At 52.4% G+C, this 18,540-nt stretch carries 12 protein-coding genes; 5 read left to right on the top strand and 7 right to left on the bottom strand.

Going from position 1 to position 18,540, the window contains the following annotated elements; genetic code table 11:
• Positions 1–3: 3 nt before the first annotated feature.
• Both ACJJIW_RS19960 and ACJJIW_RS19955 read left to right on the top strand, forming a co-directional pair.
• Positions 4–960 (top strand): GDP-L-fucose synthase family protein, encoded by a 957-nt coding sequence (locus ACJJIW_RS19960; RefSeq protein WP_444936170.1) that lies wholly within the window; start codon positions 4–6, stop codon positions 958–960.
• Positions 961–1,041: 81 nt separating this feature from the next.
• Entirely contained in the window at positions 1,042–1,812 is a 771-nt protein-coding gene (locus ACJJIW_RS19955) for a glycosyltransferase family 2 protein (RefSeq protein WP_444936169.1), read from the top strand.
• Between the two features lie 38 nt (positions 1,813–1,850).
• Here the strand turns inward: ACJJIW_RS19955 and ACJJIW_RS19950 are convergent, their stop codons facing one another.
• From ACJJIW_RS19950 to ACJJIW_RS19925, 6 genes are all read right to left on the bottom strand, one after another.
• Positions 1,851–3,620, bottom strand: a complete 1,770-nt coding sequence (locus tag ACJJIW_RS19950; protein ID WP_444936168.1) for a BatD family protein — start codon at positions 3,618–3,620, stop codon at positions 1,851–1,853.
• On the bottom strand, positions 3,614–5,488 hold the full coding sequence (locus ACJJIW_RS19945) for a VWA domain-containing protein (protein ID WP_282934673.1): 1,875 nt from the start codon (positions 5,486–5,488) through the stop codon (positions 3,614–3,616). Before ACJJIW_RS19945 ends, ACJJIW_RS19950 begins: the two co-directional genes overlap by 7 nt.
• Before the next feature lie 2 nt (positions 5,489–5,490).
• Positions 5,491–6,531 (bottom strand): vWA domain-containing protein, encoded by a 1,041-nt coding sequence (locus ACJJIW_RS19940; RefSeq protein ID WP_282932302.1) that lies wholly within the window; start codon positions 6,529–6,531, stop codon positions 5,491–5,493.
• Positions 6,524–7,069 (bottom strand): DUF4381 domain-containing protein, encoded by a 546-nt coding sequence (locus ACJJIW_RS19935; protein ID WP_282932303.1) that lies wholly within the window; start codon positions 7,067–7,069, stop codon positions 6,524–6,526. The genes ACJJIW_RS19940 and ACJJIW_RS19935 overlap by 8 nt, the downstream gene beginning before the upstream one ends.
• A gap of 127 nt (positions 7,070–7,196) precedes the next feature.
• A complete protein-coding gene (locus ACJJIW_RS19930; protein ID WP_282932304.1) occupies positions 7,197–8,174 on the bottom strand; it encodes a DUF58 domain-containing protein in 978 nt (325 codons plus the stop codon).
• Positions 8,174–9,145: an AAA family ATPase gene (locus tag ACJJIW_RS19925; RefSeq protein ID WP_282932305.1), complete on the bottom strand. Its 972-nt coding sequence runs from the start codon at positions 9,143–9,145 to the stop codon at positions 8,174–8,176. The genes ACJJIW_RS19930 and ACJJIW_RS19925 overlap by 1 nt, the downstream gene beginning before the upstream one ends.
• 315 nt (positions 9,146–9,460) lie before the next feature.
• Between ACJJIW_RS19925 and ACJJIW_RS19920 the strand changes: the two genes are divergently transcribed.
• Positions 9,461–14,350, top strand: coding sequence for an NAD-glutamate dehydrogenase (locus ACJJIW_RS19920; RefSeq protein WP_444937375.1), 4,890 nt, complete (start codon positions 9,461–9,463; stop codon positions 14,348–14,350).
• A gap of 104 nt (positions 14,351–14,454) precedes the next feature.
• A complete protein-coding gene (locus tag ACJJIW_RS19915) occupies positions 14,455–15,492 on the top strand; it encodes a quinone-dependent dihydroorotate dehydrogenase (protein ID WP_444936167.1) in 1,038 nt (345 codons plus the stop codon).
• Between the two features lie 63 nt (positions 15,493–15,555).
• On the opposite strand, the gene rmf is transcribed toward ACJJIW_RS19915, so the two are convergent.
• Positions 15,556–15,807 carry a ribosome modulation factor gene (gene rmf, locus ACJJIW_RS19910; RefSeq protein WP_108733677.1) on the bottom strand — a complete coding sequence of 84 codons (252 nt, stop codon included), beginning with the start codon at positions 15,805–15,807 and terminating at the stop codon, positions 15,556–15,558.
• Between the two features lie 434 nt (positions 15,808–16,241).
• On the opposite strand from rmf, the gene rlmKL reads away from it, so the two are divergent.
• Positions 16,242–18,440 carry a bifunctional 23S rRNA (guanine(2069)-N(7))-methyltransferase RlmK/23S rRNA (guanine(2445)-N(2))-methyltransferase RlmL gene (rlmKL, locus tag ACJJIW_RS19905; RefSeq protein ID WP_282932307.1) on the top strand — a complete coding sequence of 733 codons (2,199 nt, stop codon included), beginning with the start codon at positions 16,242–16,244 and terminating at the stop codon, positions 18,438–18,440.
• The last annotated feature ends 100 nt before the right edge of the window (positions 18,441–18,540 follow it).

The raw sequence follows: 18,540 nt of genomic DNA, 5'->3' as shown, positions 1-18,540 counted from the left end.
TTAGTGAAATACTCCCAGAGAGTTTTTGTCGCAGGTCATCGGGGTATGGTTGGTTCAGCATTAATTCGGAGGCTGAGACCGGTAAAAAACTGTGAAGTCATTACTTGCCCACGAGATTCACTGGATTTGACAGATGCTGCTGCTGTTTCTGATTTTTTTAATTCGGAGTCGATTGATACTGTTTATTTGGCTGCGGCAAAGGTGGGGGGCATATTGGCGAATAGCAGGCTCCCAGCTGATTTTATTTACCAGAACCTGATAATTCAAGGCAATGTAATCCATCAGGCGCACAAGGCCGATATCCAAAATTTGTTGTTTATTGGGTCGTCTTGTATTTATCCAAGGAATTCCCCCCAACCGATACGGGAGCAGGACTTGCTTGGTGGTAGTCTGGAGCCGACTAACGAGCCTTATGCTATTGCCAAGATTGCCGGAATTAAGTTGTGCGAATCGTACTCAAGGCAGTATGGACGTAACTATCGCAGTGTTATGCCGACAAACCTTTATGGTCCACATGATAACTTTGACTCTGCAAATTCACACGTTATCCCTGCATTAATACATCGTTTCCATAAGGCCAAAAATGAAGGGGTGCAGAATGTCAGGATTTGGGGGAGTGGTGATGTTCGACGAGAATTTCTGTATGTAGAGGATATGGTTGATGCGTTGGTGTTTGTAATGGGTTTGGAAGATCGAGTATATCGATCCGTGACAGAGCCTATGTGCTCCCACTTAAATGTGGGTACTGGGGTGGATTGCACTGTCAAGGAGCTGGCTTATTTAATCGCCGAGATCACTGGGTTTGAGGGAAATATTACATTTGACAGGTCAATGCCTGATGGTGTGCCGCGGAAGTTGCTAGACATCTCAAAGCTATCGAAGTTGGGGTGGGATTCCCAGACTTCCTTAGGGGTAGGGTTAAAGAAAACATACGACTGGTATAGAAGTATTTTACGTTGATCGAATGTCAGATATTGTAATTTGTACTAAAGTTCTCAAGAGAGGTTTTACTTTTCACGAACCGACAACTTGAGACTTTTTGTGATAAAAATAAGCCTGATAACGGTTTGTCTAAATAGTGCTGACACCATTCGCGACACAATACTATCCGTGTTGGCTCAAGATTATGCAAATATTGAGCATATAATTATTGATGGTGGCTCTACTGATGGCACGCTAGAGATAATATCTGAGTTTAAAGACCAAGTCGCGGCAGTTGTGTCTGAAAAAGACTCAGGTATTTATGATGCTATGAATAAAGGCATATGCCTGGCGTCTGGCGATATTGTCGGCACAATTAACTCTGATGATGTCTATTCTGATAATCGTGTAATTTCAAATGTTGTTAATGAATTTTTAGTTTCGGGAGCCCAATCTGTCTATGCAGACCTGGAGATTGTGGCTCGCAATAACTTAAGCCAAAGAGTGCGTTTTTATGGATCCAGTAAATTTAGGGTGTCTAAATTTCGCTGGGGCTGGATGCCACCCCACCCTACATTTTTTGTACGGCGTGACTGTTATAAAAAGCTAGGTTTATATAAAACCAACTACCGTGTTGCAGCGGATTTTGAATTGCTAGCTCGTTTTCTTCATCGGGATAAAATCAGCTTCAGGCGTTTGCCAAAATGTATTGTGAAAATGCGTGAAGGGGGTGTTAGTTCCCAGGGCGTTTGGGGGCGGATTCATCAAAATCTGGAAATTGTTAGGGCCTGCAAAGAAAATCATATCTACACAAACTTTTTTCTGATTCTATTTAAAGTACCTCTTAAACTGCTCGAATACACAGGAATTGGCCTTACCCATAGGCGGTGAAGGCCAACCTTTCCCTGTTTGATTTGAAGTGGCTCCTGTTAAGAGAACAGTGAGGGCAGGGCGCTATCCGTTTCACGGGGTTCACTTTCAGGTTTCGCGTTCAGTAGTAAGTCGACTATTGCTTTCACCTTATTGATGTCCAAAGGACTAGCCGGTGACTTGTAAATAGCGGCGTCCAGAACTGCTTGGAGCTGATCCAGCTCAGGGATGTTCAGTTGCCTCGCGGTCTCAGCCAAGCTCTTCCCATTTACTTGCGGCCACTTTGCAGCAAGCCACTTTAAAGTGGCTTGCTGGATATGGATGGGGTTCTCACTCTCCAGAGCTTTTTTAAGGGCACGGGTTTCACGTTGTAAGTCGGGAGCCTGGGTGTGGTTGCTCGGTATTTGCTGGGCGGGTTTGCGCCTCTGAAAGAAAAAGTACAGCACCCACAGTAAGTGAGAGGCAATCGCGATAATAGCCAGGTTGCGCCAAAAATGGCTCACCGTACCGACTTGTTCAGTGGGTGTAGCTGACTGAGGTACTTTAGCACTGGTTTCATTGTCGCTGGTTACTGCAGCAGCAGTACCGGAAACTGAGAAGCGGAATGCCGGTAGTTGAGTGGTGCGTTGTCGTTGGCTTTTTGTATCCCACCAGGTCACAGTGACAGGAGGAAGCTCGTAGTCCCCGGGTTGTGTAGCCACAATCGCGGTTGTCTCAATACGGCTTCCGGTAACGCCGTTGGGCCCAACCTGGTCTTCTTGTTGCGGTTGATCGGGGTAAGTTTTAAGGCCATCCACGTTGAGTTTGGGAAGTGGGGGCAACTGTGCGGCCCTGAGCCCTTCGGCACGTACGGTAAGAATTCGGGTAATAGGTTCGCCTACGGCAAAGGTGTCCGGGTCCTGGCTCCAGCTTTGAACAATGCCGAGACTGGCAGCGGGCAGCCATTGGCTGCCAGAGTAGTCAGCGGGTTTTGGCAGCACTTCAATAGACTTCTCCTGGGAGCGAAGTCGAAGCCTTTGGCTGTTGCGATTAAATAGGGAGAAGGGATCCCTGCGCCCAGCGATGGCCACGTAGGTAAGTGCGGGGATGCTGAGCTTGCCTGAGCTATCTGGGAAAACGGCGTAGGTAACTTCGTAAACCGCATGGCTCACGTCATTGAGCTTGCGCTCATATCGCTGCTCATCGACTTTTTCTGCATGAGCGCCGGCAACCTTGAGAGGCTCTGTTGCGATATCGTGTAAGCCGATAGTGGTGTACAGGCGAATTTTTACCAGCAGTTGCTCTTGGACATAGACCTTTTCCTTGTCGAGTGTTACTTCCAGAAAAGCCTGCTTTTCACCGCCGTTAGGTCCACTTTGTGCCTCGGTGACCGTGACGGGAACCGCATCGGAAACCTCTCCTTGATAGTTAAAAGAGGGGATAAACAGTTTGCCTTCCCGTTTGGGGGCTAGCGCCAGTACCCACTCGACAAAACTCTCTGCACGGCCATTGATAACGCGATACTGATTGGACTGTTGGCGTGAGAGAATATCGAAATCCTGTTCCAGCAAGTCAAAGTCCGGTTGTCCACCACTTTTGTCTCCTGAATAGCGCACACGTAAATTGACTGTCTCATCAATTCCAATCTTATCTCTGTCGACCGTTGCGCTGAGATCGCTTGCTAAAACCGGTGTCGACAGACAAAGTGCTATTGCAAGAAGTAGCAAAGCGAAGGCGTGGCTGAGTGGGAGGCTCCAAAGTTTTATTCGGTTGTTAATGATTGCGTCCATAGGCATTTTTGAAATCAGTGTCCTTGAATCCAGCGACATTGTTCTACTGTTCTTTACCATCTTTGTGTCGCCCCATTTTCCGGCGGCTCCCACTCTCCGCTGCGATAGGCACGGCGCCTTTGCAGGCTCTCGTATTTGAACTTCTCGCGCATCAGGCCGGCTGGATCATCGGGAATTTGACGGAGCCATTGGTCCAGGGCTTGTTGGGTTTCCTGGTCGAGTGGGCTTTCTTCAGCCCCAGTAGGCTGCGATTCCCCTTGCGGCGGTTGTTCTTCACCCTGTTGTTCACCTTGCTGTTGTTGTTCGCTCTCCTGCTCTTCCTGGCCCTTTTCTTGGGAGCCCTGCTGCTCCTCACCTTGGGGCTGTTGCTCAGAGGACTCTGGTGAACCAGAGGGCTGTTGATTATTGCCCTGTTGTTGCTGCTCGCTGGACTGCTGTTCGTTGTTCTCAGCTTGCTGCTCTTGGTTTTGCTGTTGTTCCTGGCTCTGCTGCTGGCCCTGTTCCTGCTCGCTTTGCTGCTGTTCACCGGACTGCTGTTGGGATTGCTGCTGTTTTTCTTGCAGCTCTTTCAGCTTTTCAGCAATTTCTCGATTGTGCTCGGCATCGGCAAACTCGGGCTGCTTTTGCAGGGCTTCATCGTAAGCCTCGATAGCTTTATCGTAGTCCCCCTGTTGCACCAGGCTGTTGCCAAGATTGTACAAGCTCTGTGAATTATTACTTTGGGCGAAATTCTCCTGGGCCTCTGCGTAATTGCCTGCGCGATAGTTGGCAGTGCCTTTCCATTCGGGGTTGTGAAATTCTTGCGCGGCCTCGGCCGGCTGTCCCTCTTCCAGTAGGCGCTGGCCTTGCTGGTCTTTGCGTTGCCAAAAATCCTGCCATTCAATAGCCTGGCTTTCACTTGAAATCCCAGTTATCAACAGTAAGGGCAGGGCGCATGCCAGAGCTCCCCGACGGAAGAGTAGGGCTGCAAAAGGTAGTATTAAAAGCAGCAATAAGGGCCCTTCATCCCGCCATTGGTCGAACTCCCTTTCAGTGAGCTGCGCTTGTTGCGGGCTGTCAGTTTGAGGCAGTAAATAGTCGATATCGCTGTCATTTACCGTAATTTTGGCAAAACGCCCCCCGCTGGACTGGGCGAGCTGGCGAAGCTCACTGGCATCGAAATTGGAGATGACGATGGCCCCTTTACTATCAGTCACAAATCCACCGGTATTCCCCCGTGGGATGGGGCTGCCCTCGCCGCTGCCCACGGCGAGTACGCTCATCTCAACTTTTGCGTTGGACAGAGCTTTGGCAACCTCATCGGCGGCCATTGAGTCTATGCCGTCGGTAACGGCAAGTAATTGCCCGCGTCCTGCGGCTCCATCCTTTAACAGGCGAATCCCGGTATCGACGGCCATTTCGATATTGCTGCCGGGGACGGGCATGATTGAGGGCGACAACGCGGGTACCAGATTGGCGATAGTAGCCGTGTCCTCGGTAAGAGGGGTGACGACATGGGCTTCTCCGGCATAGGCGACGAGCGCGGTGAGGCCGTCTTTTCTCTGGCGCAAAATATCCAAAATTTTAAGGCGGGCGCGGGTTAGTCGATTGGGCGAGAGATCTGTCGCCATCATGGACGGTGACAAGTCTAGCAGTATTACCACGGCATCCTGGTTGCTGTACACCGGGGTTGGCAGCTTGCGCCAGGCGGGGCCGCCCAGAGCGATAATCATCGCGACCAGCAGCGCAAATATTAATGCAAATAACCAGGGTCTTTTACTGCCGCCGCGCAGTAGAAGGTGGGGCAGCAGATCTGGGTCTATGACCTTTTGCAGTTGAGCGCTGTTGAGCACCATCTTTGCCAATCCCCAACAGAGTAGTGCTGCGGGAATTAGCAGCCACAGAACCCCTGGGCGCAGGAAGTGGAAGGATTGGATTAGGTCGAGCATATTCACTGGGCTTGACCTCCATTGTTACGACTTATTTCTTCTCGTCTGGCAGGGAGCTGAAAATTGCTCGCCAGGGGAATCAGGGCCCAAATTCCAGCCAGTAGTAGGGCGATACTAAGGGGCCAGGTGAACAGGGACTTCATGGGGCGGTAACTTTCCGCTTCTTGTTCGACAGGTTCTAACTTATCCAGTTCGGCATAGATTTCTGCCAGCTCCTGCGGGTTGTGGGCGCGGAAATAGCGGCCTCCAGTTTTGTCGGCAATTTCCTTGAGTGTCTTGCTGTCGAGATCTCGCGAAGGGTTAATTCTACGGCTGCCAAAACGGCTCCCCAGAAGGCCGGGTTGAACCATTTCGTCGGCACCTACACCGATGGTGTAAACCGTAATGCCCGCTTGTTGTGCCAGCTCGGCAGCTTTGAGCGGGGAGACTTCCCCCGCGGTGTTGGCGCCATCGGTGAGGAGTATCAGCACGCGTTGCTCTGCGGGGCGTTGGGTCAGGCGTTTGACCGATAGCCCAATGGCATCACCGATGGCAGTTCCCTGTCCAGCAAAGCCGATCTGGGCCTCTTTTAGTAGAGTTTCTACCGTCTCCCTGTCATAAGTGAGTGGGGCTTGCAGGTAGGCGCGAGTACCAAACAATACCAACCCCAAACGGTCACCTTTACGCCGTTCAACAAAGTCACCAACCACCTGTTTTACTGCATTGATACGCATCGCCGGTCGGCCATTAATTACCATATCGGGCGTTTCCATGCTGCCTGAAATATCTACGGCAATAAGGAGATCCCTTGCGCTGCTGGGTTGAGATATCGGCTCCCCATACCACCGGGGACGGGCTGCGGCGCTGATTAAAAGCAGCCAGATCAGAATCAGCAAAAAGAGATTGAGCAGATTGCTTTGTTCGCCGCCGCCGCGTTGGGATAGCTCAGAATAAAATGGCACCTTCAGGGCGCTGCTCATGGGTTTGGAGCGGGGTAGCAGCCAGCGAGCGAGTAGCGGGAGTGGGGCTAAAAAGAAAACCCATGGCCAGGCGAATTCAAACATGCGCGGCCTCCCCGCCTTGGTGTTGCGGGCTGTTTTGGGTGGGTTGTCCGTGCTGCTTCACCCACAAAATGGCATATTCCTGTAGCGCTCGGTTTTTGTCTGGGTCACAGCTGCCACGATAGAGGTTTTCGACGAGTGCTTGTTGCGCATCAGAGGGGCACTCGAGTGGGGCTGACTTTTTCAGGAATTCGACCCATGCTGTGCCGATAAGATTGCCGCACTCTGTGCGACTGTATGTTGTAACTGCCACTCGCTTAAGTATTTCATTAATTTCTGGAACTGCATCCACCTCCTCAGTATTTACTGCGGCGAGCAGTGAGGCTGCTTCGACACGATAGCGATTGCGTTCAATTTTTTTGCGCCGCTGCCGCCACCATAGGGCAGCGGCGGCCACACAGACAAGAATTAATACGGCCAACATCCACCAGCCTGGAGCGGGTGGCCACCAATTAACCGCATTGGGCTCTTGTATATCGCGGAGTTGCGATAACAGTTCCTGGGCCTCGGGCGAAGGCGCTTGCGGTGTTGGGGATTGCATTTGTTTTGCCAGAAGACTTCCTTTTATCACGACTGGCCCTCAATTAAATTGCCAGTGCGTTTTGCCTTCGCTCCTTGGTTCGCCAAAACGCTGGCGACTAGCTTTTTCTGCACTTTCAAACTCATTACTACTTGGGCCTTCTCGTATTTTGCCAGCCATTATTTCTTTGCCGCGAGCCGTAGACGGACATCAGTGCTGGAATAAGCGGTTGGGTGTTATCAAAGTCCAGCAACGGCAGCCGATAACGCCGGCACAGTTGTTCAACCTCGGCGCGGGCGCGGGCTTGCTTTTCGGCAAAATGTTCGTGTACCGGCCGATTGCCGGCATGAAGGAATGTGCGCTGGCGACCGTCAGATATAGTGAGGGATTGGCCGGGCAGATGTTGCTCCAGCGGGTCCGATACCCTCAGTACCTGGAGGTCGGCATGGCGGGATAAAAGATAGAGTGGCTGTGAGCAGCTCTCGTCGAGATCGTGACAATCACTGATTAAAAAGAGCGCACTACCGGGGCGTGCGATTCTTCGCGCTTCCTCCAGCAATGTTTTCAGTGTTTGGTTGCCCTGTTCGGGGATGGGGCTGTTCAGTTCCGCAGCGCGGGCAACCGTACTGTGGATCATCGAAAGTACGGCGTGGTGGCTGCGGCGCGGGCGCACTGTATCTATTTCCCGGTCGGAGAAAAGTAGCGCCCCGATCCGATCACTGTGCTGTAAGCCAGCCCAACCCAGGGCTGCAGCGATGCCGCTTGCCGTCACCGATTTAAATGCCCTTTGGCTGCCAAAAAACATCGGCGAGCGCAAATCCAACAGGATAACTACCGGGCGTTCGCGCTCCTCTTGGTAAAGTTTGGTGTGGGTTTGGCCGGTTCGAGCTGTTACGCGCCAGTCAATGGAGCGCACATCATCGCCTGCCTGGTAGTTCCGCACTTCCTCAAAATTCATGCCGCGGCCGCGATAGCGAGTGAGCAGGCTGCCGGCCTGATCACTGCGGGCCAGGCGCGGCTTGAATAATTGCAGCTGCCGTGCGGCGTAACGCATTTGCACCAGCGGCGTTACTTCAGGGTAAGCCCCGCGCAGTTCGAGTTCAGTTGGGGGTGCTTCAGCGGACATCAGATCGCAGGCACCTGTTGAAGTAATCGCTCAATTACCTGGTCGGTAGTAATTCCCGCCGCTTCCGCCTCAAAACTCAACAGGAGCCGGTGGCGTAAAATATCGGGAGCGACATTCATCACATCATCTGGGGTGACGTAGTCGCGCCCGGCGAGCCAGGCGTGAGCGCGCGCGCAGCGATCCAGTGCAATTGTTGCTCTCGGACTTGCACCAAAATCTAGCCATGACGCCAGCTCGCTGTCATACTTCGCCGGCTCGCGAGTAGCAATGACAAGTTGGACAGTATAGGTTTCCACGGCCTCAACCATCTGCATTTCCAGAATTTGGTTGCGCGCCTGAAGAATGGTTTCTTGGCTGATAATTTCAGTGGGGCGATTTTCGCCAAGGCTAGCCTCGGATCTGGCCAGGCGCAGGATTTTTGCTTCCGCCTCCGCATTGGGATAGGCAAGATTTACCTGCATTAGGAATCTATCTAATTGTGCCTCTGGCAGAGGATAAGTCCCTTCCTGCTCAATAGGGTTTTGGGTAGCCATTACCAAAAATAACTGGGGAAGGGGATAAGTTTTTCGGCCGACACTGATCTGCCGTTCTGCCATAGCTTCGAGCAGCGCCGACTGAACTTTGGCTGGCGCGCGGTTAATCTCATCGGCCAGTATCAGGTTGTGAAACACTGGACCTGGTTGAAAATGGAACTCTCCGGTTTCCGGCCGGTAAATGTCGGTGCCGGTAATATCCGCCGGAAGCAGATCTGGCGTAAATTGAACGCGATGGAAGTCACCCTCAATAGCTTCGCCCAGTGTTTTAATGGCCTTGGTTTTGGCCAGGCCTGGCGCTCCCTCCACCAAAAGGTGGCCATCGGCCAGCATGGCGATCAGCAATCGGTTAACCAATCTCTCTTGACCGATAATCTGCTCTTCCAACCAATCGCCCAAAGCGGCGATATGATCCCTAATAGTCTGGTTTGCTTCCATAGTATCTCTTCTTCTGAGAATTTAGCCGCCGCACGGACCTGGCTGGCTTTCTACCATCTATATATAGTCGCCGCCGAGAAGGTGGCGACTGATGATTTTAGCGGCACCAAATGAAGAGGCAACTCTTGAGATGTAGGCCTCTGCCGAGCCGACTAGATTCTGAGGTGGAATGGACTTCTCCTCACCGTCTGACTGAAAGTGTAATTTTTAGGACTCAACCCTGCAGCTGCGTATGGGCTGAGATGATGACCTTTTCGGATCTACAGTGTTTGGATTCGATGTGACAAAAATGAGATTGGGAGGTTCCCCGTGAATATGGCGACGGTTATTACCGACAGCCGTGAAGAATTAGTTGCGCAGATTTGCGAGCTGATTCGTGACAAGCTGACCAGCGAAGCCGAACCCGTTGTGGCTTTTGCCCAGCAGTTCCTCAATCAGTACCCATTAGAGGATCTGGCCGGCCGTCGTCTTGTCGACGTCTATGGCTGCATATACACCTGGTGGAACTTTATTCAACAGCGCCCGGGCGGCCTACCCAAGGTGAAGGTCTTTAACCCCCGCCTCGAAGATGATGGTTGGGAGTGCTCGCATACAGTCATTGGTGTGCTGCAGCGGGATATGCCATTTCTGGTGGACTCCATTCGCATGGAGATCAATCGTCGAAATACAGTGACTCACTCGATAAAGAGTACGGTAGTTCGAGTCGAGCGTGATGCCAAGGGGAAACTGACTCGCCTGTTGCCGACAGAGGAAGAGTTGCTGGGCGAAAAGCCGCAGGCAAAAGGGAAGCGCATTACGAACGAAGCGATGATTTATGTCGAGATTAATCACGACACTTCATCTGAATTCGCTTCAGGTTTGATGACTGGCTTAAAAGACGTGCTCGGCGATGTGGAACTGGTGGTGGACGACTATGTCCCAATGCTGGAAACCTGCAGCGCAATGGAGGGGCAGTTACAGGCGGGACTTCCAGATGAAGATACCAACCTATTGGAAGCCAGTGCATTTTTACAGTGGATGCGCGACGGTAACTTCACCTTCCTGGGATATCGTGAGTACGAGTTCAGTGTTGTCGGGGATAAAAAAATCCTCAATGAAGTTGAAGATCGCAGGCTCGGTATTTTCAAAAAGCTGGAAGAGGCTGCGCCTATGCTGGAAACCTCTTTTAGTGAGGGCAAGCAGCGTTTCTACCAAGGGCCCAATTACCTGACATTTGCCAAGTCCTCCGTTAAGTCTCGGGTGCACCGCACGGCCTATTCGGACTACGTGATGATTAAGCGCTACAACACCGATGGTGAGGTGATTGGTGAAGCGGCGTTTATGGGTCTTTATACCTCGCCGGTTTACACTGAGAGCCCGGCGAAAATTCCGATTATTCGCCGAAAGATGGCCTCGATCATCGAGTCTAGCGGTCTCTCCGGGCAGGGGCACGATGGCAAAGCCCTGCGCCGGATTCTCGATACCTTCCCAAGGGATGAACTTTTCCAAGGCAGCACCAAAGAGCTGTTTGACGTGGTAATGGGTGTACTGCAGCTAAATGAGCGGGCTCACCTTCGTCTGTTTATGCGTCGCGACCCCTTTGGTAAATTCGTTACTGCCACGGTATACGTTCCCCGTGAGTTGTTTAACAGTGATGTGCGCGAGGTGATTTGCGCGCATATTGCCAAAGCGATTAATGCGAAGGACTCGGACTTCACCACTTTCTTCTCCGAATCCATTCTCGCGCGGGTTCATTTTGTTTTCCGCGTGTCCCCCGATGAGCCTGTTGATTTTGATGTCGCGCTGCTGGAGGCGCAAATTGTGGATATTACCCGCTCCTGGGAAGATGTTTTCCAAAGATCACTAATTGAAAATAGCGGGGAAGAAGAGGGCAGTCGTCTCTATCGCACTTTTGGTCGCGCCTTCCCGGCGGGGTACCGTGAAGACTTTGAGCCTCGTATTGCGGTGCAGGATGTAGCAGCCGTTCAGAGCCTCAGTGAAGATAACCGGGTGGCAATGAGTTTCTACCAGCCGGTGGGGGCCGCTCAGGGCAGTCTGCGGTTCAAGGTATTCAACTGGGGCAGCGGCCTGACGCTCTCCGACGTGATTCCCGTGCTGGAAAATCTGGGCTTGCGGGTTATTGGTGAATTCCCCTATACGATTCGCCCCCGTGGCTATACCGATGTGTGGATGCACGAATTCCATCTGGAATTTGGTCTGCCCACCAAAATTGATGCGCAAGCATCCCGTGGCCTGTTCCAGGATGCGTTCGCTGCGATCTGGAATCACACGGCGGAAAGCGATGCCTTCAATCGCCTAGTGCTGGCCGCCCGCCTTAACTGGCGCGAAGTATCCATGCTTCGTGCCTACGCCCGTTACCTGAAGCAAACCAAGTCCGGTGCCAGCCAGAGCTATATTGCCGCTACCCTGGCCAGCCACGTGGATATCACCCGCAACCTGGTAGCCTTGTTTAGGGCGATGTTCGATCCCCGTTTAAGCACGGGTAAGCAGGAGCAGCCCCGTGTCGAGCGCTTGATCGCTAAAATTCACGACGGTTTGGATACGGTTGATAACCTGAATGAAGATTTGGTTCTGCGCCGCTATTTGGAATTAATCCTGGCGACCCTGCGCACTAACTTCTTCCAGGTGGATGATGAAGGGCAGCCCAAGGATTATATTTCGATCAAATTCAGTCCCCGGGATATTCCCGGCATTCCCGAACCCCGCCCGGAGTTTGAGATTTTTGTTTATTCCCCTCGCGTGGAAGGTGTGCACTTGCGCGGCAGTAAAGTCGCTCGCGGGGGCCTGCGTTGGTCTGACCGACTGGAAGATTTCCGCACAGAAGTTCTGGGCCTGGTAAAAGCCCAAGCGGTGAAAAATGCAGTTATTGTCCCCAGTGGTGCAAAAGGTGGATTTGTCGTTCGACGTCCGCCTACCGATGGCAGCCGCGAAGCCATGATGGAAGAGGGAATCTCCTGTTACAAAACCTTTATTCGCGGCCTTTTGGATATCACTGACAATCTAAAAGATGGCGAAGTTGTACCGCCCAAATATGTTGTCCGCCGGGATGAGGATGACCCCTACCTGGTAGTGGCTGCGGATAAAGGGACGGCGACTTTCTCAGATATTGCCAACGGCATTGCGGGGGAGTATGGCTTCTGGATGGGCGACGCTTTCGCCTCCGGTGGCAGTCAGGGATATGACCATAAGAAAATGGGTATTACAGCCCGTGGAGCCTGGGTATCGGTGCAGCGCCACTTCCGTGAGATGGGGGTGGATGTCCAGAAAGAAAACTTCTCTGTTGTCGGCATTGGCGATATGGGTGGAGATGTTTTTGGTAACGGCATGTTGCTGTCTGAGCATATCTGCCTGAAAGCAGCCTTTAACCACCTGCATATTTTTGTGGACCCCAATCCAGATGCAGAATCCAGCTTTAAAGAGCGCCAGCGTTTGTTCGCGTTGCCCCGGTCGAGCTGGAGAGATTACGAGCGCAAATTAATTTCCAAAGGTGGTGGTATCTTCGAGCGTCGCGCCAAGGCCATTGCTATTACGCCCGAAATGAAAGAAGCGTTTGATATCAAACAGGATCAACTGAACCCCAACGAGCTGATTAGTGCCTTGCTCAGAGCGCCGGTGGATCTGGTCTGGAATGGCGGTATTGGCACTTATGTTAAGGCTACTACCGAGACGGACTCCGAAGTTGGTGACAAGTCCAATGATCACTTGCGCGTTGATGGTCGGGAGTTGCGTGCCAAAGTCTTTGGCGAGGGCGGCAACCTGGGTATGACCCAGCGTGGACGTATTGAGTTTGCTCTCAATGGCGGGCGTTGTAACACCGACTTTATCGATAATGCGGCCGGTGTGGATTGTTCTGACCACGAGGTAAATATCAAGATCCTTCTGGATAAAGTTGTTGCCCAGGGTGATTTGACTGAAAAGCAGCGCAATGAGCTGTTGGATGGGATGACCGATGCTGTCGGTGAATTGGTGCTGCACAATAACTATGAGCAGACTTTTGCCCTCAGTGTGGCGGAATATCAGGTTGCCAAGCGCCTGGACGAGTACCGCAGAACTATCAACACTTTGGAAGACGACGGCCGATTGAACCGCGCGCTGGAGTTTATTCCTGACAACGAGCAGATTTCTGAGCGCGAGCACAAAGGGCAGTCCCTGACCCGCCCCGAATTATCGGTTCTAATTTCATACGTTAAGGTCAAGTTGAAAGAAGAGCTGCAAAATGCACAAATCACCGACAATGAGCGGGTGCGTTTTGCGGTTGAGTCTGCATTCCCGGAAAAATTGGTCGAGCGTTATCGCGACCAAGTCTATGACCATCCGCTGTTGCGCCAGATCGTGGCTACCCAGGTTGCCAATGAGATGGTTAACAGTATGGGTATCACCTTCTACAACCGTATCAGTACAGCTACTGGCGCCGATGTGAATGATGTAACTGCTGCTTACGTCAGCGCTCGCGATGTGTACGAGATGCACGACTTCCAGAAGCAGCTGGCAGCGCTGGACTACAAGGTGCCAGCGGAGCTGCAAACAGAACTGCTGAACTCGATGATAGGGCGTGTGCGTCGGGCAACCCGGTGGTTCCTGCGCAATCGTCGCAATGAGTTGGAGCCAGCTACCAACTGCGAGCTATTCCAGGAGCCGGTACAGCGGGTTATTACAGCGTTGCCCCAGATCTTGAGTGGCGAGCCCCTTAACGAATGGGAGCAGCGCTACCAGAAACTCCTGGAAGCAGGGGTGCCAGAGGCCCTAGCGTTGCTGTCGGCGTCGCCCACCTACCTCTACTCGGCACTGGGTATTTCCGAGTCGGCGCGAGCCAGCGATACGGCCGTAGAGGAAGTTGCTACGGTCTACTTCAGGCTGTCCGATGAGCTGAACCTGCACTGGTTTGGCAATCTGATCGTCGACTTGCCGGTAGACAGCTTCTGGCAGGCACAGGCCCGGGAGACCAGTATGGATGACCTGGACAGCCAGTTGTCGACACTGGCGGTGAACATTCTCCGCTTGGGCAAGGCTGAAAATCTTGATGTAGAGGGTGCAATGTCCCGCTGGAGCGCTATCATGGCGCCCGCAATTCAACGCTGGCACAATATGATTGCCGAGTTGAAGTCTACTTCTGTCGGCGACTTCGCCATGTTCACTGTGGCCTTGCGCGAGCTAATGTATCTCGCCCACGCCACTGCGGACCGGGAAACCCTGGCAGAACAGTAGCGGAATAGAGCCCAGGGGCCGCTCAAAGGCCCCTGTAGTGTCGTCATCACAAGATAGAGCCCTTCGTTTTTCTGAAGGGTTCGCCTCCCCACGTAAGGAAAGGTATGTATTCAACACTGCGTAAAGCCTTGTTTGCGCTTGACCCTGAGCGGGCCCACCATTTGTCGATTGATGCCATTGGCGCTGCAGAGCGCCTCGGTTTGATGTCCCTTTACAAAAAGTCGATCCCGGATGATCCGGTCGAGTTGATGGGGCTCACTCTACCCAACCCGGTTGGTTTGGCAGCTGGTCTGGATAAGAATGCGCAGGCCTTCAATGGTTTCGGAGCCCTGGGTTTTGGGTTTGTTGAAGTGGGCACCGTGACACCGCGTCCCCAACCTGGCAATCCGCTGCCAAGGCTGTTTAGGGTGGAAGAGGCCGATGCGATTATTAACCGTATGGGTTTTAACAATCTCGGTGTTGACTACCTGATTGAAAGAGTGAAAAAACGCCGTTATAGCGGTGTCTTGGGGATAAATGTAGGTAAGAACTTTGATACTCCAGTGGAAAAGGCTGCCGATGACTACTGCCTGTGTATGGAGAAGGTGTACCGCTACGCCGACTACATCACTGCCAATGTTTCCTCTCCGAATACCAAAGGGCTACGTGACCTCCAGTTTGGAGACAGTCTCAATCGCTTGCTGGGCAGCATCAAGGACAAGCAGATGGAGCTGGCTCAAAAGAGTGATCGCTACGTCCCTGTCGCTGTCAAGATTGCCCCGGATATGGAAGGCGATGCGGTGGCCCAGATAGCTGAGGCGCTGTGTGAGTACGATATCGACGGCGTGATCGCTACCAATACGACGATCGATAAGTCTTCAGTCGCCAAGCTGCCCCATGGTAGCGAAGAGGGCGGTTTGAGCGGAAAACCCCTGAGAGCTCAATCCACCAAGGTCATCGAGCTGTTATCGAAAGAGTTGAGCAAGCAGATCCCGATTATTGGGGTTGGCGGTATTTTTGATGGTGACAGTGCGGCCGAAAAGATTCGTGCTGGGGCGACTGCCGTACAGATGTATACCGGTTTTATCTATCGGGGGCCTGAATTGATTCGTGAGGCGGCAGAGGCAATTGCTTTGGAGCGTCGTCGAACAGAGCAAGGGTAAGCTGTATCAGTTGCTGACTGCTAGGAAAAGGGGGGCTTTTGACGATAAGCCCCCTTGCCATCGCTAAATGGTACTCCACCCGTCAGGGTATTGGATGTCGGTAGAAACGGCGCCATAAATCTCCAGTTTTTGCGCCTTGGTCACTCTGTCGAAGCCATTCCAGTAATCTTCCCGCCCCTCACGCCAACCATTGATCCACTCCTGATGAGGATCCTCTTCGACAAATGGGCAGCTATCCATAGACTTGTTGTTCAGGGCTGCCAAATAGCCCTTGTAAAATGCCCTGTCGGCGTGATTTCGTTTTTGGCGTTTCATCGTATACGGCACCTCTACTTTGTCGGTCTGTGGACAGTTTGTCGGCAGGTTCGCAAACGGCTCTATTTGGGGGTGTCTCTCAATGAATTTTAGTGAAGGAAATAAGTCTTTGAACGGACCGACCCAATCCACCTTATTAGTAAGAGTAAAGTGGCTGCGTGGGAATCGGAAAACATCTCTAGTTGACAGTATGACTTATGGGGCAGGTAGTAATTAACGGCAGGGCGTATTCTCTTCTGCCACAAAATGGGATAATCGTCCTCTTTTGGGCAAGGCGATAATGCTCAATTTCCCTAGTTGGGGGCGGTAAAGGTTTTGCCTCCAAGTTTTATTTGTGCGTACTGGCGGCGCAGACGTTGCCGGCAGCTTTAAGTGGGCGGTCTTTATTGGCGCACAAAACTTCCTCCAGAGGAGGAGCTTAATGAGTAAGTATTTTGACAGATTTACAAACCGAAGAATTTGAGTTTACGGCTACGTGTCCCAAGGGAATAGAGGGACTGCTCGCTAATGAATTACGCGACCTGGGTGCAGGGTCTGTAAGGGAGCAGCCGGCGGCAGTGTATTTTTCCGGCTCCCTGAAGCTGGCTTACCGCTGCTGTCTGTGGAGTCGCTTGGCAAACCGCATTATGCTGCGTTTGGCGCAGGTGCATGTAGCCACCGCTGAAGACCTTTACCAAGCAGTTGCCGAGCAACCCTGGGAACTCCACATTCGCCCCTCGGGCAAACTGTGGATGCAATTCTCTGGGACCAATCGAGAGATCCGCAATAGTCAGTTCGGTGCTCAAAAAGCAAAAGATGCTATTGTCGACCGCCTTCGCCGCCAGTCGGGAGCCCGTCCAAGTATTGATAAACATCATCCAGATTTGACGGTTGCCCTGCGCTTGCATCGGGATAAGTTGGATATCGCCATCGATCTAAGCGGTGACAGCTTGCATCGCCGTGGCTACCGAACCCATATCGGTGCAGCCCCACTGAAAGAGAACCTTGCGGCAGCACTGTTGCTGCGAGCCGGCTGGCCAAAGATTGCCGAGCAGGGTGGAGCATTGCTCGACCCGATGTGTGGCTCGGGCACTATTCTGGTGGAGGCGGCGATGATCGCTGCTGATATAGCACCGGGATTAATGCGGGATAGCTTTGGTTTTGAGCGTTGGCTGAACCACCAAAGCGATATCTGGAATGAGCTTCGCGAGGAGGCATTACAGCGTCAAGGCGTTGGCCTGGCTCGCGAACTGCCAGAGATTCGCGGTTACGATGCCGATGCGAAAGTCTTGTTTGCGGCTGAAGCTAATATTGCCCGGGCCGGTCTGGAGCGCCAGGTGCGAGTGAGTTGCCGCCCAGTAGCAGGGTTTAGGGTACCGAGTCATAGAGAAGTCAAAGCGGGATTGGTTTTGACAAACCCACCCTACGGTGAGCGCTTGGGTGAGCAGGAGGCTTTGCGGGAGACCTATTTTGAACTGGGGCGGCAGTTAAAAGCGGAGTTCCCGGGCTGGTTGGTCGGTGTGTTTACCGGCAATCCGGAACTGGGTTATGCCACCGGTTTACGCTCTCATAAGCAGTACCAGTTATACAATGGCAGTATTCCCAGTCAGTTGCTGATGTTTGAGGTTCGTGCGCAAAGCGGAGCGGCGGCGAGTGAAGCTACTGGGCCGAAGCTTTCACCCCAGGCGGAGATGGTAGCGAACCGCTTACGCAAAAATCTGCGCACTACGGGTAAATGGGCCGCGAGGGGTGGCGTGGATTGTTATCGCCTCTACGATGCGGACTTGCCTGAGTATGCTGCGGCTATCGATATCTATAAAACCCTGGATGGCGCCGTGTACGCGCATTTGCAGGAGTATCGTCCGCCGGCCACTATCGAGGAAGAGAAGGCTCGGGGGCGCTTGCGCGATTTGTTAAGGGCCCTTCAGTCCGTGCTCGAATTGCCTCGCGCGAATATCAGTATTAAAGAACGCCGTCGCCACAGCCACAAGGGCGGAGGTAAGGGTGGAAGTCAGTATCAGAAGCAGACCGAATCCAGAAAGGAACTCTGGGTTGGGGAGTATGGTGCTGAGTTGGCGGTAGATCTGTGGAGCTACCTGGATACAGGGCTTTTCCTCGATCATCGCCCGGTGCGCAAATATCTACGAGAGATTTCTGCCGGTAAAACATTCCTAAACCTTTTCTGCTATACCGCCAGTGCGACAGTCCAAGCGGCTCTGGGTGGTTGCAAGCAGAGCACTAGTGTCGATATGTCGCGAACCTATCAAAACTGGGCGGGACAAAATTTCCGTGCTAATAACATGGATCCTTATCATCATCAGTTGGTAGAGGCCGATTGTTTGCAGTGGCTTGAATCTGCTCAACAGAACAGGAAAGGCCATTACGATTTAATATTCATGGACCCCCCGAGTTTCTCCAATTCCGCCAAGATGAACGGGGTACTAGATATTCAGAGGGACCACGGGAAATTGATTCGTCAGTGTATGTCCCTGTTGTCGCCTCAAGGTCGCTTGGTGTTTTCCAACAACTTGCGCAGCTTTAAGATGGATGAGGACGTTTCCTGTGAATACTCGGTAGAGAAGCTGAACCTTCTGGATAAGGATTTTCAGCGCAATCCGAAAATTCACAATGTTTGGGAGCTGCGGGTAAAATAAACTCGCTTGAATAATGGGGCTCCACATTGCTGAAATATTTTAGTGTAAGCGTATTCACAGCAAGTAATATCTGCAGATCTTCAGGTCTGCAGATATTATG

Source organism: Microbulbifer maximicatervae (SeqCode) (genome assembly GCF_052467815.1).
This window is presented reverse-complemented; position numbering and strand designations above follow the sequence as displayed.